The sequence below is a fragment of the Neorhizobium sp. LjRoot104 genome, assembly GCF_964253725.1.
Classification (GTDB): domain Bacteria; phylum Pseudomonadota; class Alphaproteobacteria; order Rhizobiales; family Rhizobiaceae; genus Neorhizobium.
Genome location: NZ_CAXURS020000001.1, coordinates 2,695,758 through 2,711,784 on the forward strand (window position 1 = coordinate 2,695,758; position 16,027 = coordinate 2,711,784).

Genomic DNA, 16,027 nt, shown 5'->3' on the forward strand with positions numbered 1-16,027 from the left:
GTGATGCCGCCGCCCGTCGTCCCCTGACATCATCATCGTTGAAAGGAAACCCAGATGGGTATCACGACCACCGCGAAGACCAAGGTATCCATCGGAACCACGGCTTCATTCGCCACCTCCACCGCCTATTCGGGCGACGACTGGACCGAAATCACCAACATCATGGATGTTGGCGAAGCCGGGTCCGAAGCCGAGATCGTCACGGCCAAACTGGTCGATCAGGACTATGTGAAGAAGGCCAAGGGCAGCCGCGACAACGGCACGATGGAACTCGTGGTTGCCCGCGACAGTAGCGACGAAGGCTATCAGGCCCTTGTTGCTGCCGAACAGGCAACTGCCGGCTACAATTTCAAGGTGGAACTGAACGACAAGCCGAGCGCCGGGGCCAGCCCGAAGAACTCGATTTTCTACTTCAACGCCATCGTCGCCAGCCGCAAGAACAGCTTCAACGACGCTGACAGCATCGTTCAGACGACGTTCTCGCTCGCCATCAGCGGGGCGATTATCGAAGTCCCGGCATCGGCCTCCTAACGGAGTTCAGGTCGATGAGGCTGGCTGACGAAATCACTGTCATCATCGCAAAGGAGGCCGTCACGTTGCGGCCTTCTCTTCGCTGCGCCATCCGTCTGGAGCGCCGCCCCGGATCGTTCCAGCAGCTCACCCGTGACATCATGGACGGTAGCCTGACAGCTGCCGTGGAAGTCATTCAAGATCATACCGACCTCGACTTCCTGCCTAACCGCATCCTTGACGATCTCGACCGCCTTAAGCCGGCCCTACTGCGATACGTTATGGCATGCGCGGGCGTTGACCCCCACGACGCACCAAAGGCCCTCCCTGTGGGCAAGCCGGCGAAAAGCGTTCCTTTTCGTGACCACCTCATTGGCCTCTACCGTATCGCCGCCGGCTGGCTGGGATGGCCCCCGGAAGTCGCCCTTGATGCGACCCCGGCTGAAATCGTCCTCGCCTATGAAGGCCGCTTGGACATGCTCAAGGCCATCTACGGCGGGGGCAGAGATCAGCCAACGGACGAACGGCCATTGGAGGAGAAGTTCCGCAGCGTCTTCACCACCTTCGGCACCGTCAAGGAGGCAGCATGAAAAGCGATTGGGCAGCCATGGTCACCAACCCGCACAGCGCCCGTGACCATGCGCGGAGTGAGGTTTTCGACATAGGCGTGAAGGGGAGGTGAATGCCTTATCGCGCTCCCTCCATTCGAGCATGCGGCTGTGTCATTCCCAGCGGTCAACGCTGCGAGCACTCCATTGCGCGGGATCGGGAGCGCAAGGCTCGTCATGATGCAAAGCGCCCGACTGCCCCACAACGCGGTTACGATAGCAAGTGGCGGGAAGCCCGTGCTGGTTTCCTAGCCAAGCACCCACGATGCGCCCGTTGCGGTGCGCCTGCCACTGTTGTGCATCACTCCACCCCGCATCGGGGAAACAAGGCCATCTTCTGGGACCGCACCAAATGGGTGCCTGCATGCCAGCCCTGCCACGATGGCCCCATGCAATCCATGGAGAAGCGCCAGCCATGACCCCATCAGAACAGGCTCGTCTCATCGATCAGCAGGAGTTCGCGGCGGAATGCTTGGCCATTCGGCAACGCGCCTATGCGCTTTTGACTGATCGTAGGGCACGGATGCGGGAAGCCCTTGAACAATGGCTAGACCGGCCAAGTGCAGCAGTTACCCCAGCACCTCGTCGCAGGAAGCAGAGGAACGAGCAGAGGGAGCGGCTTCCCCGAGGCGTTAAGCCCAAGCTGCACGAATACGGTGGCGTTAGCCTCACCCGTGAACAGTGGGCTGAACAGCTCGGCATCACCAAGGCTGCTCTCACGACACGGATTTACCGTCTGGGAAGCGTGGAGGCTGCGATAGCGGCGGGGAGAATGTCCACCCCCTCGAACACGCAAGTGCTCAGGAGGCTCATCAACGGCTTCCGTCGTATCCGCAACCGACAGCTCATCCAGCGTATCAGCGCCGCCTTCCATTCGGATACCCCGGGGTACATCCAAACTTCCCATAGTGCCAAGGATACCGGCGGCAGGTGGCACGTGCACGATTTGCAACCGAATTTGGAGAAAAGCCGATGAGCACCGTTTCACTGGCGACCGCCAAGGCACATCTGAACATCACGGAAGAGGCGGATGATGCGCTCATTCAGGGCAAAATTGACGCTGCCGAAGCGCATATCGAAAAGCTGTTGGGGTTCACCCTGGCATCGGGCTTCGAAGGTTCCGAGAACGTCCCCGACGATGTTCGCGAAGCCATCCTCCAGCTCACGGGCCATTTCTATGAGAACCGGGAAGCCTCGCTCGTGGGCATCGCTGCCGAGGAAATCCCGTTCGGCGTCTGGCAGCTCATCGCCGCTCATCGGGAGTATGTGTTTTGAGCAAACAGACACAGCGCCTTTCGCGGCGACTTGAGGCCATCCCCCGGAACGTCAAGCAGTCGGTGACCCCGGCTCTCATCACCGCAGGCCGTGACCTGTCCGTGAGCATGCGTCTCTTGGCCCCGGAGGATACGGGGGCGCTGAAAGACAGCATCCATGTCACCACGCCCGGGGAGAGCACCCCGCCATACAGCCAGCCCGGGGGTAGCACCGTGGCGCGTGAAAATCAGGTGATCGTGACGGCGGGGAACACCGACGTTCGTTATGCCCATCTCGTGGAGCACGGGACTGCCGAAGCTGCCGCACAGCCGTTCTTTTGGCCTGCATTCCGATTGAAGCGGAAGACCCTCGCCAACCGGATCAAGCGGGCCATCCGCAAAGCCGTGAAGGAGGCCAAGTGATGGAACCCAGCCTCGAACTCCAGAAAGCCATCCGCGTCCGTCTCGTGGCCGCCACGGCAGTGACCAGCCTCGTTCCTGCCGCCAACATCGTGGACCGAAATGGCCTCCCTGCCGTCTTCCCGTGCATCCTCATAGGGGAAAGCCAGACCGTCCCGGGCGGTGATATTGCTCGCGCTCGCCATGACGTGTTCGTGGACCTGCATATCTGGCAGAAGGAAACCGGCCTCGCATTCTCCAAGCAGGTGGCGGGTGCCATCCGTGACGCCCTGAAAGATGCGAACTGGACAGCCACCGGCCTCCATGTAGCCGACCTTTATGTGACCTCCAGCCGGTTCCTGCGCGACCCCAACGGCACCCATTCGCATGGGGTTATCAGCCTGACCGCCAACGTCGTGGAGGCAGCATGAGAGCCGGGAAGCTAGATAAGACCATCACCATTCAGCGCAGCGGCTTGACCGTGGACGACTACGGCACCGAGACCGAAGGCTGGAACGATGTCGCGACCGTCCGCGCCCAGCTCGTGCAGCAAAGCACCGAGGAGTTCATGCGTTCCTTCGGCTCCTCGTCTGAGATGGCCGTCATTTTCCGCGTTCGTTACCGCGACGACCTCACTCCTTCGGATCGTATCACCTATCAGGGACAGGCTTACGACGTGAAGGAGATCAAAGAGCTTGGCCGCCGTGAGGGCTTGGACCTCCGGTGCGTGGCGGTAGGAGCCTGACCATGGGCCACAAGCTCGTATTAAAAAAGAAGAAAGTGAAATTGATTGCAAATCCGTTTGCCGACATCCCCGATCCGTTCGGATATGGCCAGCGAGCTGTCGATTTCCTTCGCAGCCTGAAGCATCCGAAATCCTCAGCGCCGGGACAGGCGTTTCAGCTTGACCCGTGGCAGGAGCGCATAGTGCGCTCTGTGTATGGCCCATGTGATGAGAACGGCCACCGGATAATCAAGCAGGTCACGATCATGCTGCCCCGTGGCAACCGCAAGACCGCTCTAGGTGCAGCTCTTGCGCTCCTCCACACCATGGGACCAGAAGCGGTTCCGGGGGGCGAAGTGCTGACCGCCGCCGCTGACCGGAAACAGGCCAAGCTTGCGCTCAAGGAAGCAGAAAGCATCATCCGCGCCGGATCGGACGACCTCTGGAATAAAGGGCAGGCAAATCGGCGGTTCGAAGAGGGACGGACCATCAAGCTCCTCGAATACAAAAATCAGATACAGTTCCCCGGTGGCACCTTTCTCGAAAGCCTCTCTAACGATGCGGGAACCCAGCATGGTCGAACCCCGGTCTTTGCGCTCGTTGACGAAATCCACGCTTGGAAGAAGCGTGACCTCTGGGATGTCATCCGCACCGGCCTCGTGAAGGTGCCGAACTCGCTTTGCATCGTGATCACCACGGCAGGACGGGGACAGGAAAACATCGCTTTCGAGGTGATCGACTATGCTCGCAAGGTCGCCGCCGGGAAAGTCCATGACCCTGCCACCCTGCCTATCCTGTTCGAAACGCCAGCCGATGCCGATTGGCAGGATGAGGAAGTATGGAAAGCCTGCAATCCCGGTTTGGTTCACGGTTACCCCGACCTGAACGGCCTTCGCCAGCTTGCCCGGGAAGCCGCCGAACGACCCGCCGACCGCGAAGCGTTCCGACAGCTACACCTTAATATCTGGCTGGGGCATTCGTCCGACCCGTTCGTGGATATGCCGATCTATGACAAGGGTGCCGCTGCCTTCGATCTTGAGGAGCTGGAGCACGAACCCTGCTGGCTGGCTGTGGACCTGTCCAGCAATTCCGACCTGACGGTGATCGTCGCCGCGTGGCGTGACGGACACGATGGGTATTTCGTCCACCCGTGGTTCTTCTGTCCCCGCGACAATCTTTTTCGCAAAGCCGACCGTGATGGCGTGCCTTATCCGCAATGGGCTGACGAGGGTTTCATCGAACCCACGTCCGGCAACGTCGTGGATTTCCGTGTCGTGGAAGACGCCATCCGGGAGCTGTGCAGGCGCTTTGACGTTCGGGAGATCGCATTCGACCCGCATCTAGGCCGCAACATGATGAGCAACCTTGCCGATGACGGTTATCCGGCAATCGAGATGCGGCAGGGCTGGATTACCATGGCCCCCGCCATCAAGGAACTGGAACGCGCCATCATCGCCGGACGCTTCCGACATGGCGGGCACCCCGTCCTCCGGTGGAACTTCGACAATATTGCAGTCGAGACCGACAAGGCGGGGAACAAGGCTTTTCACAAAGGCAAGAGCCGCGACCGCATAGACGGTGCCGTTGCCGCCGCCATGGCCGTGGGCCGTGCCTCTCTCGGTGAGGATAACCGATCAATCTATGACAGCGACGAACGGGCCGAAGGCCTGCTGATCTTCTAAGGAGACACCCATGCCGACCGATACCGAACAGCTCGTCGTCTCCTTGGAAGCTCGCATCCGCGATTTCGAGCGCAACTTCCAACGGGCAAACCGAACGTCCAGCCAGAACTTCCAAGCTATCGAGCGACAGGCAAAGCGTTCTGCCGATGCCCTTGAACAGTCCATGTCGAAGGCCTCGCAGGGCGTCAACGTCGCCTTGGCTGGCCTTAAGGGTGGCATCGCTGGTCTCGTCACCGGCTTGTCTGTCGGTGCGCTAGAAGGCATCTTGTCCCGTGTCGGCGACATCACGAAGGGTATCGCCAATATCGGCAGCGAGGCTAAGCGCGCAGGCTTGTCCGCGAGGGCATTCCAAGAGCTATCCTATGTTGCGGGGCAATCCCGCATTCCCGTGGACGCTCTCACCGATGGCATGAAAGAGCTTTCCCTTCGCGCCGATGAATTCATCGTCACGGGTGGTGGTTCGGCAGCGGAAGCGTTCCAGCGCCTTGGCTTCGGTGCCGAGGACCTGAAGCGCAAGCTGAAAGACCCTTCGGCGCTCCTTATCGAAATTGTTGCCAAGCTCCAACAGTTGGACAAAGCCGCGCAAATCCGTATCGCAGATGAGTTATTCGGCGGGACCGGGGGCGAACGGTTCGTGGAGCTGATCGACCGTGGCGCGGATGGCATGCGCAAGCTCATTCAGGAAGCCCACGACCTTGGCGCAGTCATGGACGATGAGGTGATTGCCCGGGCTGACGAGCTGGACAGGAAGTTCAACGCTATCGGCACCACCATATCCACCTACACTAAGCAGGCTATCCTTGGCCTTGTCGGTGCCGCTGATGACGTGCTTGACCGGTTCAACAAGATCGATGAGCAATCGACCCGCAACGTGCAGGACCGGCTTGTCGGCGTCTACGACGTATAGCGCGGCGATCAGGATGAGACGCTTGCGACAATCTGGATGAGATTCTTAGGTCGCGGTCGGGGTCAAGTTATCATGCTGATTGCCGCTGACAAGTTCTTCGTCGTTTTCTGATTGCCGCTCCGCGACAGACAGCGTTGAGGTCCTGATTGTCGCAAACGAGGCCGGTCGGCCTCGCTGGCGCTTTTCCTCCAGTGCGGTTCTGCGGCGGTAACTCTCGACGTTCATCTCGAAGATCGTCGCATGGTGTACGAGCCGATCAACCGCTGCGAGCGTCATGGCAGGATCGGGAAAGACCCGGTTCCACTCCCCAAATGGCTGGTTTGCGGTGATCAGGATCGATCTATGCTCGTATCGTGCCGATATCAGCTCGAACAGCACGCTCGTTTCCGCCTGATCCTTGGTCACGTAGGCGAGATCATCGAGGATGAGCAGGTCGTACTTGTTGAGTTTGTCGATGGCGGATTCGAGCTGCAGTTCCCGACGAGCGACCTGGAGCTTCTGGACGAGATCGGTGGTCCGGGTGAACAGGACCCGCCATCCGTTCTCGATCAGGGCCAGGCCGATAGCGGCGGCGAGATGGCTCTTTCCTCCGCCGGGGGGACCGAACATGAGGATGTTGGCTCCTTTGGCGAGCCAACTGTCGCCGGCGGTAATTGCCATGACCTGCGCCTTCGAGATCATGGGTACAGCGTCGAAGGCGAAGCTGTCCAAGGTCTTTCCGGGCGGCAGGTGCGCTTCGGCGAGATGCCGTTCAATCCTGCGATTGGCACGCTCTGCCAGCTCGTGCTCAGCAATAGCCGACAGGAAGCGAGCTGCTGGCCATCCTTCCCGGTCCGCCTGCTCGGCAAATTGCGGCCACAGCGTTTTGATCGTCGGCAGCCGGAGCTCGTTGAGCATGATGCCGAGGCGTGCTTCATCGATGATGTGGGCGTTCTTCATGCGGCTTCTCCCGTCCCGATCAAGGCCTCATAACCGTTGAGCGATGCGAGTTGCACATGGACTGTCGGCAGCTTGGCTGGATCCGGGCCGAAGAGCGTTCGCATGGCGACCAGATCCGGTAAATCGCCGGCATCGAGTGTCCTGGCCAATTCTTCGGCAAGCTCACGCTCGCAACCGCGGTCATGCGCCAATGCCAGAAGCTCAACGGTGATCTTGCAAGCCTGCTTGTCGGGAAGATGTTCGATGAGGGCTTCGAAGGCCTTGCGGTATTCCTGACGCGGGAAGAGCTTGTCGCGATAAACGAGGCCGCGGAGCGCCATCGGCTTTTTGCGCAGGGAATGGATGACGTGGTGGTAGTTGACGACCTGATCGTGCCGCCCGTCGGGCTGGCCGCGTCCGCGGCGCAACGTCATCAGATGCGTGCCGCCGACAAAGACATCCAGCCGATCGTCGAACAGGCGAACTCGTAGCCTGTGGCCGATCAGGCGGGATGGCACGGTGTAGAAGACCTTGCGCAAGGTGAAGCCGCCCGTCCGAGACACCGTGACGACAATCTCTTCGAAGTCCGTGGTCCTGCGCTCGGGCAGCGCCTGCAGATGGGATCGTTCTGCATCAATGCGTTTGCCATGGGCAGCGTTGCGACGGCTGACGATCTCGTCGACAAAGGCGCGGTAAGAACTGAGATCGTCGAATTCCTTGGTCCCCCGCATCAGCAGGGCATCATGAACAGCGTTCTTGAGATGGCCGTGGGAGCTTTCGATCGAGCCATTCTCATGCGCGACGCCTTTGTTGTTGCGCGTCGGCGTCATTCGATAATGGGAGCAAAGCTGATCGTATCGGTGGGTGAGATCGACCTTGGCATCGGCGTCGAGGTTGCGGAATGCCGCCGACAGGCTGTCGCTCCGATGATAGAGCGGCGTACCGCCCACGGACCACAGGGCATTTTGAAGCCCTTCGGCTAAAGCGACAAAGCTCTCCCCGCCGAGAATGACATGGGCATGTTCGAAGCCCGACCAGACAAGCCGGAAGTGATAGAACAGGTGATCAAGTGGCTGGCCGGCGACCGTCACACCAAGACCGCTGGCATCGGTAAAATCCGAAAGGCCCAGCCGGCCTGGCTCGTGCATCTGGCGGAAGATGACCTCCTGCGCTTCGCCATGGACAGCACGCCACGACCGAATGCGTCGCTCAAGCGTACGGCGGATACCTTCAGAAAGCTCTGGATGTCGGCGCAGCATCTCGTTGTAGACAGCGACAGCACGGATGCCGGGTGCGGTCTTCAGGAGCGGGATGACTTCTGTCTCGAATATCGGCTCCAGAGGATCGGGGCGGCGACGACCGCGGGGCGCCTTGCTCTGAGATGGGAGCTGCGTCTCCTTGTCGAGACGGTAGGCCGTAGCCCGGCTGATCGACGCTTTTGCCGCGGCGACCTCTACGGAATGTGTTTGTCGGTACTTCATGAAGAGTCTCATCTGATGATCGGTTACATGGCGACCCGGCACAAACTGGTTCTCCAATCCAGAAAACCGCAAATGTACCGAACCGACCGCGATCTTGAGACGCCGAAATCTGCGCCACGCCGGGGTATGACTACGATCGGGCTACGCCCTCACTCCGTCACACCCCGGCGCGAGTCTCATCCTGATTGACGCTGAATCTCACCGAGATTGCCGCTACGCAACGACGGGCTGAACGAAGCCAAAGCGCGGCTGGACGACCTTGGCCTAGAGAAGACGGCTTTCCCGGGGGATGTTGCCGTTGACCTGAACATTGATCGCCAGAAGCAGCTTATCGAGGACCTGACCAACGAAGCGATGAAGCTTCGCGACATCCTCGACCGCCGCAACGGCTTGAAGGACAATTTCATCTATCAGACCGGGGAGGATGCCAAGGCCACCACCCCATCGCTCGAAAACCTCTACGGCGCGCTGAACAGCACCGGTAGCTCCGCCGCCTCTGGGGCGAAGGGCTTGAATACCTTTGCCGATGCAATCCGTGCCTTGAAGATGGAAATCCCCGGCCTCGCTGACAACCTTGCTCTGCTGGACGCAAAGGCTCGGATCGAGGACACCTATAAGGCCGCTCTCAACAACGCCCGCACGATGAGCGATGTCTACATGGCGAATGAGCTTCGCGGGAAAGCGCTGTCCTCGCTGAATATCAAATCCGCGACGGATGACCCGACGAAGTATCTCTCCAATGTTCTGGCATCGGGAAAGAATGCGCAGCACGTCACCGGAATGCAGTCCGCTTTCCAGCAGAAGCTTGCCACGATGCTCGCCAGCATGCCGGACGACCTCAGGGGCAGTGTTTCCATCAATTCCGGGTATCGGTCGCCGGAACGCCAGCAAGAGCTGTGGCTAGAGGCATTGCGGAAATACGGTTCACCGGAGGCCGCTCGGAAGTGGGTGGCCCCTCCCGGTAACAGCCAGCACAACAAGGGCAATGCCGCCGACCTGGGGTATGGTTCCGATGCCGCACGCAATTGGGTTCATCAGAATGCGGGGGCCTATGGTCTGTCCTTTCCGCTGTCGAATGAGAACTGGCATATCGAGGATGCGGACGCACGGGGGCAGGCCCGGGCACAGGAAATCCAGACCCAGACAAATGCCCTCATTCAACAGTCCGACGCCTACAAGTCCATCATCTCGGATGCCCAAAGCTTCACCCAAGCTCAGCAGACCGAACAGCAGGCCCTGACCATGACGGGGCAGGCCGCTGCCGCCTATCGCTATGAGCAACAGATGCTCAACGATGCCCAGCGGCAGGGCATCAGCGTCACGCCGCAACAGCGCGCCGAAATCCAGCAGCTTGCGCAGGGCATGGCGCAGGCCGAACAGGCGACCACCCGTTTTGCCCAGACGCAGGAGGAGGCGGCACAGTTCAGCCAGATGCTGGGAAACACCGCCGTTGACGCCCTGACCGGCATTCTCACAGGCACCACGACGGCGGAACAGGCGCTGGCACAGTTGGGACAGCAGCTAATAAAGGTCGCCCTCCAAGCTGCCCTGCTAGGCGAAGGTCCGCTCGGCGGTGGCGGTAGTTCTGGCGGCGGCCTATTCGGTGGCTTGTTGGGCTTCCTGTTCAGGGCAAAGGGTGGCCTCGTCTCCACCTCCATGCTACCTCACATGGCAGGCGGTGGCGGTATCCGTGGTCCCGGCACCTCGACCAGCGACAGCATCCCGACCATGCTTTCGGATGGGGAGTTCGTGGTGAATGCCCGAGCCGCTGACAAGCACCGCGCCGTGCTGGAGGCCATTAACTCCGGTCATGCCCCGGCCATGGTCGATGGGGGGTTGGTGGGCAACGCCAAGTCCCGATCCGGCGGTTCACTGACCAATGTGTTCGCGCCACAGATCAATGTTCAGGCCAGCGGTTCCAGTGGTGACCCTGCCAAAGATGATGCCCACGCGAAGAACATGGCGAAGGAAGTCAGCAAGGCGATTGATCAGCAGATGACGGATTGGACAATCGGCCAGATGCGCCCGGGCGGGCTGCTATCTGGGTACGGGAAGCGATAGCATCGAACCGGAGAACCGCTAGTCCACGCCTGCCATCTCGGCGCCTTCCTCCCGATCACGAAGATTGATGTGGATCAGATATAGAAAGGTCAGGCACTGCTGGAGAATGACGAAGCGAAGCAGCGCCGGGTCTTTTGCGAACATCTCGGCAACCGCTTCCTCGTCGTACTGTTCGATATACGACAATATTTTGAGAACGCGGCTTTTATCGTTTCTCTCGCCTATGATGTCCATGAGGCTTCGGGAAACCGATCTGATATCGTGCGCAAAGGTGTTTCGGACGGTCCGCACCGTATCCACAAAATCGGTGTGTTCAGGCGGAATGCCGGTCATCTTCAGTAGCCGTATGACTGATGTACGACCTTGATAACTCATTCCCGAGACGAAGGAGGAAATGTCCTCCTCTTTGGCGGGTTCGAGGCCACCCAAGGATAGCAGGCGGGAAATAATATCCCGGCATGCCGTCTCATTGAGAGCATCGATTTGGATGATGAATGCCCAGTCTGATTGCTCTTCAAAAAGAGAAATGATCAGGTCTTTGCCGACACCAATCGGCCCGCAGTACCTATCAGCTAACTCTACCAACGCGTTGAAGGTAGATGCATCTGACATCACGATTTGCCCTTGTCGCGTTCTTCGATCTGTTTCAACGCCCCAGGCGGCAGCATAGCGTACACTTCATCAACATGCTTTGGCTCTGAGATCATCTTGTCCGCGATGAGATTGATTAGTCGGAACAGACTTTCTGCCGTGGGTCTGTCGTCGCTTATGTCTATGCTACCGGGATGAACGGCGCTGTTCCCGATCACCCGCACGGCGTCCAACGCCTTTTGGACCCTGACATCAAGTCCAGCGGATACGAGGGCCTTGATATCGGCGTTAATGTTTTGGCCCGGTTGCCCAAGATGCTTGCAAAGTTTCTGGATCGCTAACCGCATAAGCGCGGCCGCTCCCCTTGGCGACAGGTGGAGTATAGAACTTGCTTCGCGGTAATCCCGACCGATCTCGCTGGGAAGATCAGCATTGGGTTCCGGAGCCTCGCCCGTTCCCGGGTATACGAGACTGTCACCAATCCAAATCGCTATATCGTTGCAATTAAAGCAACGCGACACAAAACAATTGTAAATCTCTTTATCACCGTACAACGTTCCTTCGGACGGCTCCATGAAAGGGAGGCGCTTAGCCAGCAATTTGAAAATTCTAACTGTTTCCTCTCGTTGCTCCGGGTCCCCTATTTCAAGAAAATCGTTTTGAGCGTCTTTCTCAAGAAGCAGTGGAAGCGGCGATTTCTCGGTATTATGCTTCGCGTACAAGCTTGACCAAAACTGCTTTGCGAGTGCTCCACAGTGCGGACAGTTGAAAGCCGTTTCCTTCACGGACGGTGATACGTATTTCATCTTGCCTCAGTGAAATTGATTTCAAAAAACGCAACTGTTTCGTATTTACTTCTTTTCGAGCAAGGTTGCGACCTTGGCTTCCAGCTCTTCCACACGTTGTTCATCTGAGGAGCTAAAGCCAAGCTCCGATGAGCGCTAGTACTAGGCTCGCTACCGCAAAATATCCGCCGGTCTGTGAATTGTGAAACAGTGCTATCCGGATTGCGCTGCGGATAGGTTGATCTGGGTGGTCCACCTTATAGTAGCGCCTCATAAAATAAGATGGCGGTCCCCCGGGAAACTTTTCGTCATCACTGTAGATTTCCATTGCGCGGTCGAACCAGCCGCTTTCCTTTAGCTGAAAAATAGAAGCTAAACCCAATAGCGCACTGGCACTGTTGGTTAAACGCGAAAGCGGCAAGCTTGGAAACCAAAACCCTGCGAGCGCCAGACACCCGCACGCACTCGCCATTACCAAGGATACTAACAGCGCGGCTCGGCTATACATTTTAGAACCGTTGCTCTTCCACGACCGACATCCGTTCTTCTAGCCATTTGATCCGCTGGAGAAGCTGACCGATTTCTACATCCGATGTCGTGGAAGCTTCCATCTTATCACCTGCGACTACGGTCCTAAACGAGGCCTCCAGCCGAGATACAATCTCTGAGTTGAGTGTGCGGTTATTTGACTTAGCCGCCGCCTCGACTTGTCTACGCAATTCGGCGGAAAGTCGGATTTTCATATCAGGTGGGTTTCGCGTCATGGGGTCAATAACTACCCCGCTGCGGGGTTGACGGCAAGATGGAAAAGAAGTACCCCTTCATGGGTAATATTTTAACCCATGGAGTAAGTTATGAAAACCTGCGATCTGAAAATCCGCCTCCCGGAAGAACTCAAGCAGTGGCTGGCCTCGCGCGCCGAAAACAACGACCGCAGCCTGAACGGGGAAATTCTTTCCATGATGAAGGCCGCGCAGCGCGCCGAAGCCCAAAAGCAAGCCGCCTAACCAGCGCAGAGGGACATTACATGAGTAAGGCAGCAATCTATTCCCGGTTCTCGACCGACCTGCAAAACGAACGCTCCTGCGAAGATCAAATCGACCTATGCAAGACGTTTGCCCAACGCGAAGGTTTCAAGATCGTCGAAGCCTACCATGACAAGGCCAAATCCGGTGCCTCGCTTCATGGTCGCGATGGCATCCAGAAGATGCTCCAAGATGCTCGGGCGGGCCGATTTGAAGTCATCATTGTGGAGGCCTTGGACCGCCTTTCCCGTGACATGGAAGACATGGCAGGCATCTATAAGCAGATGCAGTTCCTTGGCATCAAGATCGTAACAGTACACGAAGGCGAGGCCAACACGCTTAGCGTTGGTATGAGATCGATCTTCGCCCAACTATTCCGGGAAGACAACGTGCATAAGGTCCGGCGCGGAATGACCGGCCTCGTCAAACAAGGCCTGACCGCAGGCGGGCGAGCTTACGGCTACCGTCCCGATCCGGGCAACCGTGGAAAACCCGTCATCGTGGAGGAAGAAGCGGAGATCGCGCGCTACATCTTCACGGCATATGAAGCGGGTACCTCGCCACGGGCAATCTGCAAACGACTTAACAGTCAGCACGTGAAGCCGCCCCGGGGAAAGCTTTGGTCGCCATCCGCTATCATCGGTGCCGACGAACGCGGTTCCGGCCTGTTACGCAATCCCATCTACGTTGGCCGTATCGTCTGGAACAAGAACCGGATGATTAAGGACCCTCTCACCGGCAGGCGAGTAAGTCGGTCAAATCCCCGCGATGAATGGCTGTCGGTGGCTGCTCCAGAATTGCGGATCATCCATGATGAACTATTTGACGCCGTACAGGCTCAACTAGCTGCCCGTTCGGTCAAGCGCGATGACATCAGCAAGCAGCGCCGCCCTCAGCGCCTCCTGTCCGGTTTGTTGAAGTGCGCGTCATGCGGTTCAGGCATGGCCATCAATGGCGCGGATAAGTCGGGGAAACCTCGTTTAAAATGCTCTGCGCACACTAACAGTGGTGCATGTCCCGACCCCAAGAGCTTTTACATCACCGACGTGGAGGCCTTGGTGATTGATAGCCTCACTCGCGAGCTTGCCACCCCTACGCAAATCCATACCTACGCAAAGGCCTATTTGGAGAAGCGGAACGAGGAAGCTTTACAGGAAGGCCGTCGCCGGAAAGAAATCGAAGCGCGGTTAAGCGAGATCGAGAAAGACAATGAACGTTTGCTCGACTTGATCCTGAAAAACCTCGGTGATCCGAATACGCTTTCCGCAAGGATGAAGGCGCAGGGAGATGAACGGGACCGGTTGAACGAGGAGCTTTGCACCCTCCCCCAGACAAAAGCCATTCTCGTGCATCCGGCAGCGGTGAAGCGCTTCGCGGAAAAGCTTATCGGCTACCGCCCTAAGCTGGAGCTTGCCTTGAACATGCTAGACGACATGGGCGAGCTGCCCCGCCTCATCCGGGAGATCATTAAATCGATCACGGTAGGCAGGGACGAGAACGGCGTGCTCTCGATTACAGTAGAGAATTGGCTGGAGCCGTTCCTAGGCGGAGAAGACGCGCCTAAGAAACCACCGAGGGGATGGGGAGATGTAAAATTGGTAGCGGGAGGCAGAATTGAACTGCCGACCTCAGGGTTATGAATCCTGCGCTCTCACCAACTGAGCTACCCCGCCACAGGGACTGCGGAAGTTCCGGCGTGGCCGGTTCCGCTTTGGTCGTGCGGCTTATAAGTCCCCCGTCACCAAAGTGTCAAGCAGGGTTTGGGCAAAAACCGGCGGCAATTTCATGGGCCGCGGCAAGTGCCGGGTTCAAGCCGCGACCGGCGCCGAAAGCAGGGCCTTCAGCGCGGTTTCGGCCTCGGCCGCCCGCTCGGAACGCTCGATGAAACCGCCGCCATAAACGCGCGCATCCGCACCTTCGGCCGAATAGAGCACGCAGGCCTGGCCCGGCGCGACACCGGCCTCGCCGATCGCCAGATCCACGTAGACGCCCTGGTTGTCGCAATGGAGCGTCGCCGGCGTCGGCGGGCGCGTCGAGCGCACCTTGGCGAAACAGGCAAACCCGCCCTTTGCATCCTCGCTGAGGAGACCGTCGCCGATCCAGTTGACGTCGCGCAGATAGACACGGTGGGTATCAAGCGCTTCCTTCGGGCCGACGATCACCCGCCGCGAACGGGCGTCGAGGTAAACGACGTAGAGCGGCTCGCCGGTGGCGATGCCGATGCCGCGGCGCTGGCCGATCGTATAGTGGACGATGCCCTCGTGGCGGCCGAGCACACGCCCGTCCATATGCACGATATCACCCGCCAGGGCGGCATTCGGCTTCACCTTGGCGATGATGTCGGCATATTTGCCCTGCGGCACGAAACAGATGTCCTGGCTGTCGGCCTTCTTGGCGACCACGAGGCCCATCTCTTCGGCAAGCTCGCGCACCTGCGCCTTCGACATGCCGCCGAGCGGGAAGCGCAGGTAGTCGATCTGCTCCTGGGTCGTCGCGAACAGGAACCAGCTCTGGTCGCGATCGCTGTCGATCGGGCGGAACAGCGCGCGGCGGTTCGGGTTGCCCGGCGATGGATTGGCGGAGGAGCGGATATAGTGGCCGGTCGCCAGCGCGTCCGCGCCAAGGTCCCTGGCGGTCGCCAGCAGATCGGCGAACTTGACCGTCTGGTTGCAGGCGACGCAGGGGACCGGCGTTTCGCCCATCGCATAGGCTTCCGCGAACGGGTTGATCACCGTTTCCCGGAACCGCTTTTCGTAGTCGAGCACGTAATGAGGAATGCCGAGCGTTTCGGAAACGCGGCGCGCGTCGTCGATATCCTGCCCGGCGCAGCACGAGCCGGCGCGGTGCACGGCCGCGCCATGGTCGTAGAGCTGCAGCGTGATGCCGAGCACGTCGTAACCCTGGCGTTTGAGCAGGCCTGCGACGACGGAGGAATCCACTCCCCCCGACATGGCAACGACAACACGTGTGTCTTCCGGCCTCTTGTCAAAATCCAGCGTATTCACGGGTAACTCTCTCGGTATCTCAAGCCGCCGGTCCATGATGGGAGGGCGGCATATTCAGGGCCTGCGGCGGGATCGGCC

18 protein-coding genes and 1 tRNA gene are annotated in these 16,027 nt (G+C 59.0%); 12 read left to right on the forward strand and 7 right to left on the reverse strand.

Translation table 11 applies throughout. The features are described 5' to 3' along the window. Nucleotides 1-54: 54 nt before the first annotated feature. The 9 genes from ACSQ8R_RS13740 to ACSQ8R_RS13780 all read left to right on the forward strand — a co-directional run bounded on the left by ACSQ8R_RS13740 (nt 55) and on the right by ACSQ8R_RS13780 (nt 6,083). Entirely contained in the window at nt 55-531 is a 477-nt protein-coding gene (locus ACSQ8R_RS13740; RefSeq protein WP_436253882.1) for a phage tail tube protein, read from the forward strand. Nucleotides 532-545: 14 nt separating this feature from the next. After that, nucleotides 546-1,100, forward strand: a complete 555-nt coding sequence (locus tag ACSQ8R_RS13745; protein WP_436253883.1) for a hypothetical protein — start codon at nt 546-548, stop codon at nt 1,098-1,100. A gap of 433 nt (nt 1,101-1,533) precedes the next feature. Beyond that, nucleotides 1,534-2,094, forward strand: a complete 561-nt coding sequence (locus tag ACSQ8R_RS13750) for a hypothetical protein (RefSeq protein WP_436253884.1) — start codon at nt 1,534-1,536, stop codon at nt 2,092-2,094. Then, nucleotides 2,091-2,393: a head-tail connector protein gene (locus ACSQ8R_RS13755; protein ID WP_436253885.1), complete on the forward strand. Its 303-nt coding sequence runs from the start codon at nt 2,091-2,093 to the stop codon at nt 2,391-2,393. Before ACSQ8R_RS13750 ends, ACSQ8R_RS13755 begins: the two co-directional genes overlap by 4 nt. Beyond that, nucleotides 2,390-2,794, forward strand: coding sequence for an HK97-gp10 family putative phage morphogenesis protein (locus ACSQ8R_RS13760; RefSeq protein ID WP_436253886.1), 405 nt, complete (start codon nt 2,390-2,392; stop codon nt 2,792-2,794). The genes ACSQ8R_RS13755 and ACSQ8R_RS13760 overlap by 4 nt, the downstream gene beginning before the upstream one ends. Continuing rightward, nucleotides 2,794-3,201 carry a DUF3168 domain-containing protein gene (locus tag ACSQ8R_RS13765; RefSeq protein WP_436253887.1) on the forward strand — a complete coding sequence of 136 codons (408 nt, stop codon included), beginning with the start codon at nt 2,794-2,796 and terminating at the stop codon, nt 3,199-3,201. The genes ACSQ8R_RS13760 and ACSQ8R_RS13765 overlap by 1 nt, the downstream gene beginning before the upstream one ends. Then, nucleotides 3,198-3,515 (forward strand): phage head closure protein, encoded by a 318-nt coding sequence (locus ACSQ8R_RS13770; RefSeq protein ID WP_436253888.1) that lies wholly within the window; start codon nt 3,198-3,200, stop codon nt 3,513-3,515. The genes ACSQ8R_RS13765 and ACSQ8R_RS13770 overlap by 4 nt, the downstream gene beginning before the upstream one ends. 2 nt (nt 3,516-3,517) lie before the next feature. Beyond that, nucleotides 3,518-5,176, forward strand: coding sequence for a terminase large subunit (locus ACSQ8R_RS13775; RefSeq protein ID WP_436253889.1), 1,659 nt, complete (start codon nt 3,518-3,520; stop codon nt 5,174-5,176). Between the two features lie 10 nt (nt 5,177-5,186). Beyond that, nucleotides 5,187-6,083: a phage tail tape measure protein gene (locus ACSQ8R_RS13780; protein ID WP_436253890.1), complete on the forward strand. Its 897-nt coding sequence runs from the start codon at nt 5,187-5,189 to the stop codon at nt 6,081-6,083. 45 nt (nt 6,084-6,128) lie between these two features. On the opposite strand, the gene istB is transcribed toward ACSQ8R_RS13780, so the two are convergent. Both istB and istA read right to left on the reverse strand, forming a co-directional pair. Further along, a complete protein-coding gene (gene istB / locus ACSQ8R_RS13785; RefSeq protein WP_436253891.1) occupies nt 6,129-7,022 on the reverse strand; it encodes an IS21-like element ISRel5 family helper ATPase IstB in 894 nt (297 codons plus the stop codon). Further along, a complete protein-coding gene (istA, locus tag ACSQ8R_RS13790; protein WP_436253892.1) occupies nt 7,019-8,524 on the reverse strand; it encodes an IS21 family transposase in 1,506 nt (501 codons plus the stop codon). The genes istB and istA overlap by 4 nt, the downstream gene beginning before the upstream one ends. Before the next feature lie 165 nt (nt 8,525-8,689). Here istA and ACSQ8R_RS13795 point away from each other — a divergent pair, with 165 nt between their 5' ends. Beyond that, nucleotides 8,690-10,543: a M15 family metallopeptidase gene (locus tag ACSQ8R_RS13795; protein ID WP_436253893.1), complete on the forward strand. Its 1,854-nt coding sequence runs from the start codon at nt 8,690-8,692 to the stop codon at nt 10,541-10,543. 18 nt (nt 10,544-10,561) lie between these two features. On the opposite strand, the gene ACSQ8R_RS13800 is transcribed toward ACSQ8R_RS13795, so the two are convergent. From ACSQ8R_RS13800 to ACSQ8R_RS13810, 3 genes are all read right to left on the reverse strand, one after another. Next, complete coding sequence (locus ACSQ8R_RS13800; protein ID WP_436253894.1) at nt 10,562-11,155, reverse strand: hypothetical protein; 594 nt, start codon at nt 11,153-11,155, stop codon at nt 10,562-10,564. Next, complete coding sequence (locus ACSQ8R_RS13805) at nt 11,155-11,940, reverse strand: DUF4145 domain-containing protein (RefSeq protein WP_436253895.1); 786 nt, start codon at nt 11,938-11,940, stop codon at nt 11,155-11,157. Before ACSQ8R_RS13805 ends, ACSQ8R_RS13800 begins: the two co-directional genes overlap by 1 nt. Before the next feature lie 488 nt (nt 11,941-12,428). After that, nucleotides 12,429-12,683, reverse strand: a complete 255-nt coding sequence (locus ACSQ8R_RS13810) for an Arc family DNA-binding protein (protein ID WP_436253896.1) — start codon at nt 12,681-12,683, stop codon at nt 12,429-12,431. A gap of 90 nt (nt 12,684-12,773) precedes the next feature. On the opposite strand from ACSQ8R_RS13810, the gene ACSQ8R_RS13815 reads away from it, so the two are divergent. Both ACSQ8R_RS13815 and ACSQ8R_RS13820 read left to right on the forward strand, forming a co-directional pair. Further along, nucleotides 12,774-12,926 carry an Arc family DNA-binding protein gene (locus ACSQ8R_RS13815; RefSeq protein ID WP_436253897.1) on the forward strand — a complete coding sequence of 51 codons (153 nt, stop codon included), beginning with the start codon at nt 12,774-12,776 and terminating at the stop codon, nt 12,924-12,926. A gap of 20 nt (nt 12,927-12,946) precedes the next feature. Further along, nucleotides 12,947-14,584, forward strand: coding sequence for a recombinase family protein (locus tag ACSQ8R_RS13820; protein WP_436255472.1), 1,638 nt, complete (start codon nt 12,947-12,949; stop codon nt 14,582-14,584). On the opposite strand, the gene ACSQ8R_RS13825 is transcribed toward ACSQ8R_RS13820, so the two are convergent. Next, nucleotides 14,541-14,617: transfer RNA gene (locus ACSQ8R_RS13825), tRNA-Met, on the reverse strand. The genes ACSQ8R_RS13820 and ACSQ8R_RS13825 overlap by 44 nt on opposite strands. A 135-nt stretch (nt 14,618-14,752) precedes the next feature. Further along, a complete protein-coding gene (gene mnmA / locus ACSQ8R_RS13830; RefSeq protein WP_436253898.1) occupies nt 14,753-15,949 on the reverse strand; it encodes a tRNA 2-thiouridine(34) synthase MnmA in 1,197 nt (398 codons plus the stop codon). Nucleotides 15,950-16,027: the final 78 nt, after the last annotated feature.

What these genes read in the sequence shown, in the direction of transcription:
- ACSQ8R_RS13740 (WP_436253882.1), top strand. Translation starts at nt 55, where the DNA reads ATGGGTATCACGACCACCGCGAAGACCAAGGTATCCATCGGAACCACG.
- ACSQ8R_RS13745 (WP_436253883.1), top strand. Translation starts at nt 546, where the DNA reads ATGAGGCTGGCTGACGAAATCACTGTCATCATCGCAAAGGAGGCCGTC.
- ACSQ8R_RS13750 (WP_436253884.1), top strand. Translation starts at nt 1,534, where the DNA reads ATGACCCCATCAGAACAGGCTCGTCTCATCGATCAGCAGGAGTTCGCG.
- ACSQ8R_RS13755 (WP_436253885.1), top strand. Translation starts at nt 2,091, where the DNA reads ATGAGCACCGTTTCACTGGCGACCGCCAAGGCACATCTGAACATCACG.
- ACSQ8R_RS13765 (WP_436253887.1), top strand. Translation starts at nt 2,794, where the DNA reads ATGGAACCCAGCCTCGAACTCCAGAAAGCCATCCGCGTCCGTCTCGTG.
- ACSQ8R_RS13770 (WP_436253888.1), top strand. Translation starts at nt 3,198, where the DNA reads ATGAGAGCCGGGAAGCTAGATAAGACCATCACCATTCAGCGCAGCGGC.
- ACSQ8R_RS13775 (WP_436253889.1), top strand. Translation starts at nt 3,518, where the DNA reads ATGGGCCACAAGCTCGTATTAAAAAAGAAGAAAGTGAAATTGATTGCA.
- ACSQ8R_RS13780 (WP_436253890.1), top strand. Translation starts at nt 5,187, where the DNA reads ATGCCGACCGATACCGAACAGCTCGTCGTCTCCTTGGAAGCTCGCATC.
- istB (WP_436253891.1), bottom strand. Translation starts at nt 7,022, where the DNA reads ATGAAGAACGCCCACATCATCGATGAAGCACGCCTCGGCATCATGCTC.
- ACSQ8R_RS13800 (WP_436253894.1), bottom strand. Translation starts at nt 11,155, where the DNA reads ATGTCAGATGCATCTACCTTCAACGCGTTGGTAGAGTTAGCTGATAGG.
- ACSQ8R_RS13805 (WP_436253895.1), bottom strand. Translation starts at nt 11,940, where the DNA reads ATGAAATACGTATCACCGTCCGTGAAGGAAACGGCTTTCAACTGTCCG.
- ACSQ8R_RS13810 (WP_436253896.1), bottom strand. Translation starts at nt 12,683, where the DNA reads ATGACGCGAAACCCACCTGATATGAAAATCCGACTTTCCGCCGAATTG.
- ACSQ8R_RS13815 (WP_436253897.1), top strand. Translation starts at nt 12,774, where the DNA reads ATGAAAACCTGCGATCTGAAAATCCGCCTCCCGGAAGAACTCAAGCAG.
- ACSQ8R_RS13820 (WP_436255472.1), top strand. Translation starts at nt 12,947, where the DNA reads ATGAGTAAGGCAGCAATCTATTCCCGGTTCTCGACCGACCTGCAAAAC.